Origin of the sequence: Myxococcus sp. AB036A, assembly GCF_006547355.1 — a bacterium.
Lineage (GTDB): Bacteria > Myxococcota > Myxococcia > Myxococcales > Myxococcaceae > Myxococcus > Myxococcus virescens.
Genome location: NZ_VHLC01000012.1, coordinates 50,132 through 63,831 on the forward strand (window position 1 = coordinate 50,132; position 13,700 = coordinate 63,831).

The 13,700-nt window shown below is 69.2% G+C and carries 11 protein-coding genes; 8 read left to right on the forward strand and 3 right to left on the reverse strand.

Going from position 1 to position 13,700, the window contains the following annotated elements:
• Positions 1-5 precede the first annotated feature (5 nt).
• Positions 6-1,469 carry a glutamine synthetase family protein gene (locus tag FL344_RS07445; RefSeq protein WP_228558010.1) on the reverse strand — a complete coding sequence of 488 codons (1,464 nt, stop codon included), beginning with the start codon at positions 1,467-1,469 and terminating at the stop codon, positions 6-8.
• Positions 1,470-1,672: 203 nt separating this feature from the next.
• Here FL344_RS07445 and FL344_RS07450 point away from each other — a divergent pair, with 203 nt between their 5' ends.
• From FL344_RS07450 to FL344_RS07465, 4 genes are all read left to right on the forward strand, one after another.
• Positions 1,673-2,428, forward strand: coding sequence for a glutamine amidotransferase (locus tag FL344_RS07450; protein WP_141618024.1), 756 nt, complete (start codon positions 1,673-1,675; stop codon positions 2,426-2,428).
• Positions 2,429-2,445: 17 nt separating this feature from the next.
• Complete coding sequence (locus FL344_RS07455) at positions 2,446-2,934, forward strand: hypothetical protein (RefSeq protein WP_141618025.1); 489 nt, start codon at positions 2,446-2,448, stop codon at positions 2,932-2,934.
• Positions 2,935-2,949: 15 nt separating this feature from the next.
• Positions 2,950-3,408 carry a hypothetical protein gene (locus FL344_RS07460; protein WP_141618026.1) on the forward strand — a complete coding sequence of 153 codons (459 nt, stop codon included), beginning with the start codon at positions 2,950-2,952 and terminating at the stop codon, positions 3,406-3,408.
• 119 nt (positions 3,409-3,527) lie between these two features.
• Positions 3,528-4,754: an AI-2E family transporter gene (locus FL344_RS07465; RefSeq protein ID WP_141590769.1), complete on the forward strand. Its 1,227-nt coding sequence runs from the start codon at positions 3,528-3,530 to the stop codon at positions 4,752-4,754.
• Positions 4,755-4,757: 3 nt separating this feature from the next.
• Here the strand turns inward: FL344_RS07465 and FL344_RS07470 are convergent, their stop codons facing one another.
• Positions 4,758-5,072: a hypothetical protein gene (locus FL344_RS07470; protein WP_141618027.1), complete on the reverse strand. Its 315-nt coding sequence runs from the start codon at positions 5,070-5,072 to the stop codon at positions 4,758-4,760.
• A 25-nt stretch (positions 5,073-5,097) separates the two neighbouring features.
• Positions 5,098-6,726, reverse strand: coding sequence for a transcription termination factor Rho (gene rho, locus FL344_RS07475; protein WP_186817784.1), 1,629 nt, complete (start codon positions 6,724-6,726; stop codon positions 5,098-5,100).
• A 532-nt stretch (positions 6,727-7,258) separates the two neighbouring features.
• Between rho and ligA the strand changes: the two genes are divergently transcribed.
• The 4 genes from ligA to FL344_RS07495 all read left to right on the forward strand — a co-directional run bounded on the left by ligA (position 7,259) and on the right by FL344_RS07495 (position 13,378).
• Positions 7,259-9,277 (forward strand): NAD-dependent DNA ligase LigA, encoded by a 2,019-nt coding sequence (gene ligA / locus FL344_RS07480; RefSeq protein WP_141590772.1) that lies wholly within the window; start codon positions 7,259-7,261, stop codon positions 9,275-9,277.
• A gap of 3 nt (positions 9,278-9,280) precedes the next feature.
• Complete coding sequence (locus FL344_RS07485) at positions 9,281-9,580, forward strand: acylphosphatase (protein ID WP_141590774.1); 300 nt, start codon at positions 9,281-9,283, stop codon at positions 9,578-9,580.
• On the forward strand, positions 9,577-10,020 hold the full coding sequence (locus FL344_RS07490) for a DUF3052 family protein (RefSeq protein ID WP_141590776.1): 444 nt from the start codon (positions 9,577-9,579) through the stop codon (positions 10,018-10,020). Before FL344_RS07485 ends, FL344_RS07490 begins: the two co-directional genes overlap by 4 nt.
• Positions 10,021-10,570: 550 nt before the next feature.
• Positions 10,571-13,378, forward strand: coding sequence for an Rne/Rng family ribonuclease (locus FL344_RS07495; protein WP_141618028.1), 2,808 nt, complete (start codon positions 10,571-10,573; stop codon positions 13,376-13,378).
• Positions 13,379-13,700 lie beyond the last annotated feature (322 nt).

Genomic DNA, 13,700 nt, shown 5'->3' on the forward strand with positions numbered 1-13,700 from the left:
GCTCATCAGATGAGCTCCAGGTAACGCTCCAACTCCCAGTTGGTGACGGCGCGCTCGTACTGACGCACCTCCCACTCGCGCGTGCGCACGAAGTGGTCCACGAAGCCGTCGCCCAGCAACTCCCGCGCGCGCTCGCTGCCCTTCAGCAGCGCCACCGCGTCCTTGAGGTTGCGGGGCAAGGGCGGCGCGTCGCTCTTCGCGTAGGCGTTGGCCTCGCAGGGGGCGGGCGGCTCCACCTCGTTTTCGATGCCCCACAGGCCCGCGGCCAGACTGACCGCCATGCCGATGTACGCGTTCATGTCCGCGCCCAGCTGCCGGTACTCCAGGCGCATCGCCTTGGCGCTCTCACCGATGACGCGGATGGCGGTGGTGCGGTTCTCCAGGCCCCACGTCACGGTGGTGGGCGCCCAGGTGTTCTCCACGCTGCGCTTGTAGCTGTTGATGGTGGGCCAGTAGAGCGCGGTGAGCTCCGGCATCAGCGCCACCTGCCCGCCGATGTAGTGGCGCAGCAGCTTGCTCATGCCGTGGGGCGCCTTCGCGTCGTGGAAGAGGTTCTGCTCCCCGTCCAAATCCCACAGCGATTGGTGGACGTGCCCCGAGCACCCCGGCAGCTTCGCGTCCACCTTCGCCATGAAGCACGCGGTGACGCCGTGGCGGGCGCAAATCTCCTTCACCACCGTCTTGAAGAGCGCGGCCTTGTCCGCCGACTTCTCGATGTCGTCGTAGCGGATGGCCGCCTCGAAGACGCCCGGCCCCGTCTCCGTGTGGAAACCCTCGATGCCCAGGCCGAAGGCGTTGCACCCGTCGATGAGCGCATGCACCAGCGGCGCGTTGAGCGACGTGCGCAGCCACGAATAGCCGAACATGCCCGGCGTCAGCGGCGTCAGCCCCTGGAAGTCCTTGTCGCGCAGGCTCTGCGGCTGCTCCTTGAAGATGAAGAACTCGTACTCCGCGCCGAAGCGCGGCAGGTACCCCAGCGACCGCGCGCGGGCGGCCACCTTCTGGAGCAGTTGCCGGGGGCTCGCCTCGAAAGGCGTGCCGTCGGGGTTTTCGAAGTCGAGCAGGAACGCCGCGGTGTCCGGCTCCCAGGGAATGACGCGGCCGGTGGACAGGTCCACCTTCGCGTGGGCATCCGGGTAGCCGGTGTGCCAGCCCGTCACCTGGGTGTTGTCGAGCAGGTCGTCGCTCAAGTCCCAGCCGAAGACGACGTCACAGAAGCCCAGGCCGCCCTTGGCGGCGCTGAGGAACTTCTCCAGGGAGATGTACTTGCCGCGCCAGACGCCATCGACGTCCACCGCGCCCACCTTCACCTTCTGGATGCCCTTCTCATCCAGCCAGCGGCGCAGCGTGTCCACGCTCGCCGCGTCCCGCAGCGCCGGGCCTCGCGCCGGAGCACGCGAGGCCTTGCCGCGAACCCGGCGAGCCATGGCAGGGTGGGTCAGGACCTTCGCCTTGGGTCGGGTCGGCATCGATTCAATCCCCTCTCTTGCTGGAAACGCCCGGCACCTGAGGCTCCACCCGCCGCCCGCCCATGCGCAGACTGGGGTCGAGGAATGAGGAGGTGAGCCAACAGGCGCTGGTCATGTGGGTACCTCGAAACACACGGGCGCGTTCCACTGCGACTGGCCAGGAACGGACACGCGGGGCACGACACGGTAGGAATGGGGATGCGATGCGGCAACCTACGGCGGTGAAGAACGTCCTCTTGCTGAAAGCCGGTGACGCGGCCGAGGCCGTGCGCGTCTCCGTCGGCGATTACGACCGGTGGTTTCTGCAAGCCATCGGACTGTCCGGCTACCGCTTCGACATCGTGCTGGCGCACCGGGGCGCCCCCTTGCCCACGCGCGCGGATGGCTACGACGCGGTGATGATGACGGGCTCGCCGCTGTCGGTGACGGCGCTCGAGCCGTGGATGAAGCGCGCCGCGGACTTCATGGTGGAGGCCGGTGAGCGGGGCACGCCCGTGCTGGGCGTGTGCTTCGGCCAGCAACTCCTGGCGCATGCGTATGGCGGCCGCGTCTCGCGCAATCCCCAGGGGCGGGAGACGGGCAGCGTCGAGGTGACGCTCACCGAGGCCGGCAAGCAGGACCCACTCTTCGACGGCGTGCCGGAGCGCTTCATCGCGCAGGCGACGCACGAGGACATCGTCTCGCACCTCCCTGACGGCGCGCAGGTGCTTGCGGGCAACGCGAACACCGCCGCGCAGGCGCTGGCCTTTCGCCCCACCGTGCGCGGCGTGCAGTTCCACCCAGAGGCCGGCGTGGACACCCTTCGCGCCGTCATCGAGGCCCGCAGGGAGGGCCTGGAGCGGGACTCCGTGGCGCGAGGCGCCGCGCCCGGCGAATACGTCCGTCAGCTGCTGGCGGGCCTCACGCCCTCTCCCGCAGGCCGCAGAATCCTGCTGAACTTCCTCGAGCGCTTCACCTGACCTGACAGAGGCCCTCCGTGTCCCGTCTTGCCCTGCCGACCCTCCTCCTCGCCCTGCTCACCACCGCGTGCTCGGAAGACCTGTGCACCCAGGCGCCCCGCTGTGACGATTCGGAAGCGCTCAACTGCGAGCCGGAGTGCAAGGTGGGCCCGTGCTCCAGCGGCCCCATCCTCCAGGCGTGCACCGAGCGCACGACGTGCACCGTCGTCCCCGGCGACCGCAACGACGCACGCTTCTACCGCTCCCGCGCCGTGTGCGCCGTCACCCTGGAGTCCTGCGACCCGGCGACCGCGGCCCCGCCCACCTGCGGGAGCGACCGCTTCGTCACCGGCTGCAGCGCCTACCGCCGCGACATCCGCGTGTCCTGCTCCCAGTCAGCGCTCTACTTCACGCAGGTGCCCGCCTGCTGCCAGGGCCTGGGCACGGACGACGGCGGCACCGACGCGGGCACGGGCGACGGTGACGCGGGCGTCCCCGACGCGGGCACGGCCGACGCCGGCATTTGAGGTAGAAAAGAAGCCATGGCGTCTCGCTGGGACCACCTCTTCGACCTCAAACCGACTTCCCTGCTGGAGCACCTCCTGGAGGAGGTGGCGAAGCTGCTGCACAAGGACCTGCTGCAGTGGCCGCCGCCCGTCGAGGAGCTGGACCTGGACACCGGTGGCCACTTCGCGCCGCTCTTCACGGAGCCCCGGCCCCGGCCGTCCCGGGCCGTCTACACGGAGGCGTTCCGGCTGGCGCAGTGGGAGTTGGCGCGCGAAACGGACGCCTACGACGACTACATGCGCAACAAGCGCTACCTGGAGCGAGGCCTGGTGCCGAGCGACCGGCTGCCCCTGCTGCTCCTCAGCCGCTGGCTCACCGAGCAGATGCTGGGCCTGGGCGAGGCCACGGAGGGCCGCGTCAAGCGCAAGCACATGCGCGACTGCCTGGAGCGGCTCCAGTCAAAGCTCGGCGCCTTCCCGGTGCCTGGCGCCTGAGCCGCCGCCGGGTGACCCGGTGAAATGTTGAACAGGCACCATCGCCTTCCCCGGACGCGAGCGGGCGACTCACGTGGCGGCCCTTGTCACCGGGAGGGCACTGCCGTAAGCCAGACGGCATGTCGCAGCAGCCTTCGGACACCACCGCCTCCGCCAACCGACGCAAGCGCCTGCTCCTCTTGGGAGTGTTGTGGCTGAGCCTGGCGCTGGTCCTGTTGGCCTTCCGCTCGGTGGTCATGCCCTTCGCGGGCGCCGCGCTCATCGCCTACCTGGTGCAGCCGCTGGTGGGGCGCATCTCCCGGGTGAAGGTGGCCGGCCGGCCGGTGCCGCGCTGGACGGCGCTGCTGCTCATCTACGCAGGCTTCTTCGTGGGCGTGTACCTCTTCATCGTCGCGCTGGTGCCACAGCTCTACCGCGAGCTGTCCCGCGTCAGCCGTGAGGCGGTGACGTTCGCCAACACGCTCACCCCGGAGCACGTCCAGGAGCTCGCGCAGCGCGCGGAGACGTGGCTCAGCACACGAGGCATTCCGGTGGCGCTCTCCAACCGCGCGCTGGAGGGCGCGGACGCGGGGAGCAGCAACGGCACCTTCGGCTTCGCGCTGGATTTGGAGCAGTTCCTGGGGGACGCGGTGAAGCGCGTGTCCATCCTGGTGCAGGAGAACCTGGGCGACATCGTCAACGTGTCCCGCAGCATCGTCACCAGCGTGGCCGCGGGCGTCTTCATGCTCTTCTTCGTGCTGATGGTGGCCGCGTTCTTCTCCATCGACGCGCACGCCATCCGCCACTACTTCGGCACGCTGATTCCGCCGGAGTACGCCACCGACGCGCGGCAACTGCTGGAGCGCATCGACCGCTCGTTGTCCGGCGTGGTGCGCGGACAGGTCACCATCTGCATCGTCAACGGCATCCTGACGTTCATGGGACTGCTGCTGTTCGGCGTGAAGTTCGCGTTCCTGCTGGCGACCATCGCCACCTTCTTCAGCCTCATCCCGATTTTCGGCACCATCCTCAGCTCGGTGCCCATCGTCCTCATCGCGCTGGCGGACGGCTTCCAGAAGGGGCTGGCGATTCTCGCGTGGATCATCGGCATCCACGCGGTCGAGGCGTACTTCCTCAACCCCAAAATCATGGGGCAGGCGGCGCACCTGCACCCCGTCATCGTCGCCTTCTCCCTCATCGCCGGAGAGCGGCTCTTCGGGCTGGTGGGCGCCCTCTTCGCGGTGCCCGTGGCGTCCGTCCTGGTGGCGTGCTTCGACTACGCGCGGCTCAAGGCCCAGCCCGCGCCCGCGGTGGCCCTGGCCACGCCCGGACCGCTGCCCGCTGAACGTCAGCCGCCCGCCGCCTGAGCTCTACTGGCAGGCGGCGGCGCAGCGCGCTTCACGGCAGGTGGGAATGCAACGCCCGCAGTCGATGGAGCCCTCCGGGCAGCCACTGGTACAGGGGCCACTACACGTCGGGCCTTCGTCCGCGTGCGTGACGGCGGTTCCCAGCCCACAGCACGCGTCGGCCACGCAGTCGTCGTCCGTGTAACAGGTCTGGTCGGACAGCACCGGGGGTACGTCCTCCAGCGGCAGGTCTCCCAAACCGTCACACCCCACTCCACCGCCGCCCAGCGTCACCCCCAGCACGAGGGTGAGCAGGCGGAAACGTCCGTGTCTGAGCAATGGACACTCCTTGCTCAGACAATCTCTACCGGTTCATCGACCCGAGGAAGTCCGCATTCGACGCGGTGGGCCGCATGTGTTTGAGCACGAACTCCATCGCGTCGATGGGGGTGAACGGGTGGAGCACCTGCCGCAGGGCGGTGATGCGCACCAGGTCGCCCGGGCCGAGCAGCAGCTCCTCCTTGCGCGTACCGGACTTGTTGATGTCCAGCGTCGGGAAGATGCGCTTCTCCATCAGCTTCCGGTCCAGGACGATTTCGGAGTTACCCGTGCCCTTGAACTCCTCGAAGATGACTTCGTCCATGCGGCTGCCGGTGTCGATGAGCGCGGTGCCGATGATGGTCAGCGAGCCACCCTCTTCGATGTTGCGCGCGGCGCCGAAGAAGCGCTTGGGCTTGTGGAGCGCGTTGGCGTCCACGCCGCCGGACAGAATCTTGCCGGACGCGGGCACCACGGTGTTGTAGGCGCGCGCCAGACGGGTGATGGAGTCCAGCAGGATGCAGACGTCGTACTTCTGCTCGACCAGGCGCTTGGCCTTGTCGATGACCATCTCCGCCACTTGCACGTGGCGCGTGGCGGGCTCGTCGAAGGTGGAGGACACCACCTCGCCGCGCACGCTGCGCTCCATGTCCGTCACCTCTTCCGGGCGCTCGTCCACGAGCAGCACGATGAGGTACACGTCCGGATGGTTGCGGCTGATGGCGTGCGCGATGTTCTGCAGCAGCACCGTCTTACCGGCCTTCGGCGGCGCCACGATGAGGCAGCGCTGGCCCAGACCGATGGGGCAGAACATGTCGATGATGCGCGTGGTCATCTCCGACGACTCGTGCTCCAGCTTGAGCTTGCGCGTCGGATAGAGCGGCGTGAGGTTGTCGAACAGGATGCGCTCGCGCGCCGCGTCCGACATCGGGTCCGCGAAGTTGACCTTGTCCACCTTCTGGAGCGCGAAGAAGCGCTCGCCCTCGCGGGGCTGGCGGATGGGGCCCGTCACCGTGTCGCCGGGGCGCAGGTTGAAGCGGCGCACCTGCGACGGGGACACGTAGATGTCGTCCGGGCTGGGCTGGTAGTCGCTGTCCGCGCTGCGCAGGAAGCCGAAGCCGTCGCTGAGCAGCTCCAGCACGCCCTCCGCGTGGACCTCGAAGCGCTTGTCGGCGATGCCGCCCAGCAGCGCGAAGATGAGGTCCTGCTTCTTCAGGCCCTGGTACCCCTCGATGCCCACGTCGTGGGCCATCTTCGAGAGGTCGGTAATCTTCATCCGCTTCAGGTCATTGAGCTTGATGACCTGCATGGGCTCGCCATCCCGGGTGACTTCGGTGATGGCGGGAGTCTCAGGGGACTCCGGAGGAGGCGGCAGGGAGGCGGCCGGCTCTTCGGACTCGCCGGAGATACGAGCTTCCTGGAGGTCGTCGTCCCGCACCGGGCGGGAGATGGGGGTGAGCACCGGACGGGGTGGCTCGGCGGGGGCCTCCTCGACCTCGGCGCCGGGCTCTTCGTCGCGGCGGGCGGCGCTGCGGCGGGCGCGCGGGGCGGGCTTCTCGGCCTCGTCCCGCTCCACCGTCTTCGCGGCGCGCTTGCGGCGTGGCTTCTCCGTGTCGGCCTCGACGGCGACATCGGTGTCGGCAGCCTTCTCTCTCGAAGTACGGGCTTTACGCATGTCTGTAACGCTTGGGAGGAATGAAGCGCCCGAGGACTCGGACGGGTGGAATGGCGGGGGGAGACGTCCGCGCGGCCCTCGGAAGCACCTTCCAGGAGGACGGCCCCGCCGGAATCCCAGGAAGGGACTGCGCGGGCGTGAGCCTTGTGGTTGGGAGAAGAGTCGGCGCCGTCGGAATACACCTGCGCCATGAACCGCAAGGGACGTTATTGACCCCCTCCTGGCCTGTCAAGGCATCTTGAGGGCCACGGTTGCGTCGCTTCCAGATGAGCAACACGCGCCCCCGGGGCCCTCATTTCCACCCGGCCGTGCGGGCCTTCCGGAGTCCCCTGCCCCGGACCTGAGGACCCGGCGGGTCGGCGCGCGGGCATCGCCACTGCCAGCGACAACACCCGGCCCTCCGGGTCCGCTTCCCCTCAGGAGGCGGTTCACGCGGAGGCGACGACCGGACCTTGTCAGTCGGGAACCGTAGAGTGGCCGCCTTTCGAGGCACGCGCCGACGCGCCGTGTTTTGGAGTAAGGACCGCGAACCGTGGACGACTTCCAGAAAGCCGCAGCCCGAGCCCGTGAGCTCCACCGTGAGCTGGCGCACCACAACTACCGTTACTACGTCCTCGACTCGCCCGAGGTCAGCGACGCGCAATACGACAAGCTGATGCGCGAGCTGCAGGACCTGGAGGCGAAGCACCCGAGCCTCCAGACGCCGGACTCGCCCACCCAGCGCGTGGGCGGCGCGGCGGCCGAGGAGTTTGGCGAGGTGGTGCACCGGGCACCCATGCTCTCGCTGGCCAACATCTTCGAGGACCAGGGCCTCATTGAGTTCGACGAGCGCATCCGCAAGCTGGTGGGCCTGCCGGGCATCGCCTACGTCTGCGAGCCCAAGCTGGACGGACTCGCCATCGCGTTGCGTTACGAAAAGGGCGCGTTCGTCCAGGGCGCCACCCGGGGCGACGGCACCACCGGCGAGGACGTCACCTCCAACCTGCGCACCATCCGCAGCCTGCCCATGTCGCTGTTCCCCCAGGACGGCGTGAAGGTGCCGGACGTGCTGGAGGTCCGCGGTGAGGTCTTCATCCGCAAGAAGGACTTCCAGAAGCTCAACGAGAAGCGTGAGGAGGAAGGCGAGCCGCTCTTCGCCAACCCGCGCAACGCCGCCGCTGGCAGCCTGCGCCAGTTGGACCCGCGGATGACGGCCGCCCGGCCCCTCTCCGTGTTCCTCTATGAATGCGTCCCGGGCGAAGGCGTGCCCGTCTTCAAGACGCACATCGAGAAGCTGGAGTACCTCAAGACGCTGGGCCTGCCCATCAACCAGTACCGCCGCGCCGAGGGCCTGGAGGGCGTGCGCGAGGCCTATGACGCCTCCCTCAAGGGCCGCCACGAGCTGCCCTTCGAGGTGGACGGCATGGTGGTGAAGGTGGATGACGAGGACCAGCGCAAGCGCCTGGGTCAGGTCTCCAAGAGCCCCCGCTGGGCGGTGGCGTACAAGTTCCCTCCGGAGGAGGAGTCCACGGAGGTGATGGACATCGGCATCCAGGTGGGCCGCACGGGCGCGCTGACGCCGGTGGCGCACCTCAAGCCGGTGAAGGTGGGCGGCGTCACGGTGGCGCGCGCCACGCTGCACAACGAGGACGAGCTGCGCCGCAAGGACGTGCGCAAGGGCGACACCGTCTTCGTGCGCCGCGCCGGTGACGTGATTCCGGAAATCGTCTCCGTGGTGCTGTCCAAGCGCCCCGCGGACTCCGCGCCCTTCGAGTTCCCCAAGCACTGCCCCGTCTGTGATGCGGTGGCGACCAAGGACGAGGACGGCGCCATCATCCGCTGCACGGGCGCTTCCTGCCCCGCCCAGCTGGTGGAGAAGATCCGCCACTTCGCCAGCCGCCTGGCCATGGACATCGAAGGGCTGGGCGACAAGCTGGCCGCGCAGCTGGTGTCCACCGGCAGGGTGAAGGCGTTCGCGGACCTCTACGCGCTCACCAAGCAGGACCTGCTGACGCTGGAGCGCATGGGCGACAAGAGCGCGGACAACCTCATCGCGTCGCTGGAGCGCTCCAAGCAGACCACGCAGCGCCGCTTCCTCTATTCCCTGGGCATCCGCCACGTGGGTGACGCCACCGCCAAGGCGCTGGCGGAGGCCTTCCCCCGGTCGGAGATGCTCTTCGCGGCCAGCCTGGAGGACATCTCCCGCGTGAAGGACGTGGGCCCCATCATGGCCCAGGTCATCCACACCTTCTTCCAGGAGCCCCAGAATCAGGAGGCCATCCGCGCGCTGCTGGCGGCGGGGGTCCAGCCCGCGGCGCCCCAGGTCGCCACGGGAGGCCCCTTCGTAGGCAAGTCGGTGGTGCTCACCGGCGCGATGACGGGTATGACGCGGGAACAGGCCAAGGAAGAGGTCGAGCGCCGGGGCGGCAAGGTCGCCGGAAGTGTCTCGCGCAAGACCGATTTCGTCGTGGCCGGTGAGGATGCGGGCAGCAAGCTGAAGAAGGCCCAGGAACTCGGGGTAAGAATCCTGGACGAGCAGGCGTTCCTGCAGATGTTGCAGACGAACGCCTAGAGGATGGGGCGGTCCATGAGTGGCACGCGGCGAGCCTCGCTGCGCATCGAAGGCAAGGTGCAGGGCGTCTTCTTCCGGGAGAGCGCCCGCGTTGAGGCCACACGCCTGGGCCTGACGGGCTGGGTGCGCAACCGGCCGGACGGGGCCGTGGAAGCCGTCGTGGAAGGGGAGCCCGCCGTGCTCGAGGAATTCATCCGCTGGTGTCATCGCGGTCCGACGCAGGCCCGGGTTTCGGGCGTTCAGCGCACGGACGGCGAGGCCACCGGCGAGTTCAGTCAATTCAACGTGGAGCGCACATCATGACGCCCTACGCGCTGGCCTCCCTCCCGGCCATGCTGGGTATCCGGGCCGGGTCCAAGGTCTCCGTCATCAACCCGCCGCGGGGCTTCGTGCAGAAGCTCAACCCGCTGCCGGATGGGGTGGAGTTCCTCATCACCGCGGTGACGGGCCTGGATGTCATCCTCTTCTTCACCGAGGACCCGCAGGAGCTGGTGCAGCGGCTGCCAGCCCTGGCCCGCGCCATGGCCCTCACCGGCGGCATCTGGGTGTGCTGGCCGGGGGGCGAGGGTGCCCGCCGGGACCTCTCCGAGGACTTCGTCCGCCACGCGGCCCTGGACATCGGTCTGGTGGACAACAAAATCTGCATCATCGACGCCACCTGGACAGGCCTCCGGCTGGTGAGGCGGCCCCGAGGGCGACCGGACAAGCCAGGGGAGCGCAAGCGAATCACCGCCCAGGCCTGATGCCCTGCCGGGTAGCCGCCCGGCATCTGCCTGACAGTGGATGGAAGCCGTTTCTCGGCTTTACACACCTGGGGGGCCGTGAAAAACTCCCCGTGTTTCTGGACGGTTGTGTGACGCCCCGCGTTGTCGGGGGTCGACGTCTGGTAGGGATTTTGACGGGTTGCGTTCCCGGCTCCTCCGGGCGCGTCAGCTGCACCGAGGCTCCAGTCGCCCCCCCAAGGTGCCCACGATGGGCATCGACCGGGTGTGGATAGAAGAGCGGGCGGCACGCGCGTCGTGGGGAAGCTCGAACGCGTTGTGAAGACAAGGCCTCGCCCGGCACGGTGCCGGTCGCAATGCGGGGCGCCAATGAACTCGGAGGAGCAGGCGGTGGTCCCCTCGGTCCTCGACAACGAGCCCCCAGCCGCACCCGGCATGCCCGGGCCGGCGTCGCTCGCTGTAGGCCCGCCGGAGGCCGCCTCTCCCTTCGCAGCGCGCTCGGAGGCGCGGCGTCTCGCCGCCGCCCGTCCGGTGAGGTCCGCCCTACCGCGCGCGCCAGCAGGATTCATCCATGAGCAGCATCCTGGTCATCAACGCCGCGGGTCGAGAGACGCGCGTCGCGCTCGTCGAGGGCGGACACATCGCGGAGTTCTACCTCGAGCGTAAGAAGGACAAGGGCGTCGTCGGGAACATCTACAAGGGCCGCGTCGTCCGGGTGCTCCCGGGCATGCAGGCCGCCTTCGTGGACATTGGCCTGGAGAAGGCAGCGTTCCTCTATGTCAGTGACGTCGTCTACGACCCTGACTTCGCGCGCGCGCAGTTCGAGCTGACCGAAGGCGAGCATGAGGATGCGCCGGACGTCCCGGACGAGTCCGAGGCCGAGGCCGCGGAGGCCGCCGCCCGGCACGCGCCCCCCCGTCACGTGGAGCCGGAGCCGGAGGACGCCCATTTCGAGCCTGTCGCGGCGCCCACCGAGTCCCTGCCGCGCGACACGGCCCTGGAGCTGGCCGCCAACGCCCCGACGGTGACGCCGCCGGGCGCGGAGACGCCGGCGGCGCCCGCGGAGGAAGCGCCGGCCGCCGGGTCAGAGACGGTGGTGGCCGCCGAGGTGGCCGTTCAGCCCGTCACGCCCGAGCAGATTGTCGCGGTCGAGCCGTCCACGGCAACGCCCGTGGAGGCCGCGCCTGCTCCAACGGGTGGCGAGGCCGAGGCCGCGCCCTCCTCCGAGCCGCAGGTGGCCGAGGCCGCCGTGGAGCCCGCCGCGAAGGTGGAGTCGCCCGAGGCGGCGCTGGCCGTTGCCGCGGCGTCCGAGCCCGACGCGGCCGGGGTGGCGACGCCCGCTGAATCGGCCGTGGAAGCGGCCGAGGGCGAGGCCACCGTTCTTCCCGTCGAGCCCCCTCCCCCCGCGGCCACCGCGCTGGGAGACCTCATCCCCTCGCCCGCTGAGGAGGGCGCGCAGGCTGCGAAGCCGTCCGAGGTCTCCGGCGAGCGCCGCACGCCGCGCGAGGCCCGTGAGGCGCGTGAGCCCCGGAGCCGGGAGAAGGAGCGCGGCGATAAGGAGAAGGGCCGTCGGCCGCAGGAGGAGAAGCGCCGGAGCGACAAGCACGAGGACAAGGAGAAGGCCAAGCCGCGCCGCACCGACAAGATTGAGGACCTGCTGAAGGTGGGCCAGGAAGTCGTCGTCCAGATTTCCAAGGACCCCATCGGCACCAAGGGCGCGCGGCTCACCTCGCACATCTCCATCCCCGGCCGGCACCTGGTGTTCATGCCCACGGTGGACCACGTGGGCATCAGCCGCCGCATCTCCAACGAGAAGGAGCGCCGGCGTCTGCGTGAAATCGTGGACCGCCTGCGCCCGCCCGGGACGGGCTTCATCGTCCGCACCGTCGCGGAGAACGTGCCGCAAGAGAAGCTCGAGAGCGACATCCGGTTCCTCATCGAGGTGTGGAACCAGGTGGTGCGCAAGAACGAGAAGCGCGGCGGCCCTGGCCTGCTGCACCCCGACCTGGACCTCATCCTGCGCGCCACGCGCGACCTCTTCGCGCACGACGTGGAGAAGCTCGTCGTCGATGACCGCGAGGAGTACGAGCGCATCCTCGGCTTCGTCACCGCGCAGGACCCGGCGCTGCGAGACAGGGTGGCCCTGCACGAGGGCGACGACACCGTCTTCGACGCGTACGGCATCGAGCAGGAGCTCCAGCGCGCCACCCAGCGCAAGGTGTGGCTGAAGAGCGGCGGCTACCTCATCATCGACCAGGCCGAGGCGCTCACCGCCATCGACGTCAACTCGGGCCGCTACGTCGGTAAGAAGAGCCTCGAGGAGACCATCACCAAGATCAACGTCGAGGCGGCCAAGGAGATTGTCTACCAGCTCCGGCTGCGCAACATCGGCGGCATCATCATCTGCGACTTCATCGACATGGAGAAGGCGCAGAACCGCGACAAGGTCTTCAAGGCGCTGCAGGAAGCGCTGGGCCGTGACAAGGCCAAGACGAACGTGCTGCGCATCTCCGAGCTGGGCCTCGTGGAGATGACGCGCAAGCGCGTGCGCGAGTCCATTGGCCGCATGCTCCACGAGGACTGCCCGTACTGCGACGGCAACGGCTTCGTGAAGACGGCCACCACCGTGGCCTACGAAATCTTCCGGGAGATTCGCCGCGAAGCGCCGGGCTACAAGGACTCCACGCTGGTCATCAACTGCAACGCGGAAGTGGCGCGCCTGCTCCAGGGCGAGGAGCGCAACGAGCTGCGGCACCTGATGGACCGGTACAACAAGTCCATCCAGGTCAAGGCGCAGCAGAACTACCACCGCGAGCAGTACGACATCTACGGACGCTCGGCCTCGGGACCGGAGCACAAGGTGGCCTCGTCGCCTGGCTCGGGTGATGGCGAGCTGGCCATGCAGCAGCGCAAGCCCGACAGCAATGGCGGAGGCTACGGCCGCCAGGAGCAGGGCCGGCGCGGCGGTGGTGGCGGCGGCGGTGGTGGCAGGGACCGGGGTGGTGAGCGGGGCAACGAACGCTCCGAGCGCGGTGAGCGGGGCGGAGACCGTCGCGAGGGCCGCCGCGACGGCCGAAGTGGCGGAGACCGTCCTCGGGGTGACCGGGGTGGCGAGCGGGGCGACCGTTCCGAGCGTGGAGGGGAGCGCGGCGGCGAACGGGGCGAACGCTCCGAGCGTGGTGAACGCTCCGAGCGCGGCGAGCGTCCCGAGCGTGGTGAACGCTCCGAGCGCGGCGACCGGCGTGGCGACCGCGGCGAGCGTGGAGAGCGCGGCGGTTCGCAGAACACGTCTGGTGGAGGCGAGAACGCGGGTGGCTCGACGCCGCCTCCGCCTCCAGCCTCAAGTGGCGGGTCGGAGCCTTCGGGCGGCACGACCTGAGTTCTTTCCGCCGGTCAGTCGTCGGCGCCCTGCCCTGCCGGTGGTTTCAAGGCCGGGGCGGGGAGCCGGCGGCGCTGGCGTGGCAGAAGTCGCGGGCCAGTGCACACGAAGCCCCGTACCGTGTCGGCCTGTGTACGCTGGCAAGCCACCTCAAGCCGGGGTGGGCTGGCACTGGCGGCCGCGGATTGGCTAGCGTGAGCGTCCATGCCCCAAGGCGGTTCCCGCCTCGCGGGCCGGCCATGTCACACGGATGATGTCCTCACGCTCCGAGCACGTATCGCCCCGTGTGGGGCCACGTTCCCTCCGCCTCCGTCAGGCCCGC

What these genes read in the sequence shown, in the direction of transcription:
- FL344_RS07445 (WP_228558010.1), bottom strand. Translation starts at nt 1,469, where the DNA reads ATGCCGACCCGACCCAAGGCGAAGGTCCTGACCCACCCTGCCATGGCT.
- FL344_RS07450 (WP_141618024.1), top strand. Translation starts at nt 1,673, where the DNA reads ATGCGGCAACCTACGGCGGTGAAGAACGTCCTCTTGCTGAAAGCCGGT.
- FL344_RS07460 (WP_141618026.1), top strand. Translation starts at nt 2,950, where the DNA reads ATGGCGTCTCGCTGGGACCACCTCTTCGACCTCAAACCGACTTCCCTG.
- FL344_RS07465 (WP_141590769.1), top strand. Translation starts at nt 3,528, where the DNA reads ATGTCGCAGCAGCCTTCGGACACCACCGCCTCCGCCAACCGACGCAAG.
- rho (WP_186817784.1), bottom strand. Translation starts at nt 6,726, where the DNA reads ATGCGTAAAGCCCGTACTTCGAGAGAGAAGGCTGCCGACACCGATGTC.
- FL344_RS07485 (WP_141590774.1), top strand. Translation starts at nt 9,281, where the DNA reads ATGGGGCGGTCCATGAGTGGCACGCGGCGAGCCTCGCTGCGCATCGAA.
- FL344_RS07490 (WP_141590776.1), top strand. Translation starts at nt 9,577, where the DNA reads ATGACGCCCTACGCGCTGGCCTCCCTCCCGGCCATGCTGGGTATCCGG.
- FL344_RS07495 (WP_141618028.1), top strand. Translation starts at nt 10,571, where the DNA reads ATGAGCAGCATCCTGGTCATCAACGCCGCGGGTCGAGAGACGCGCGTC.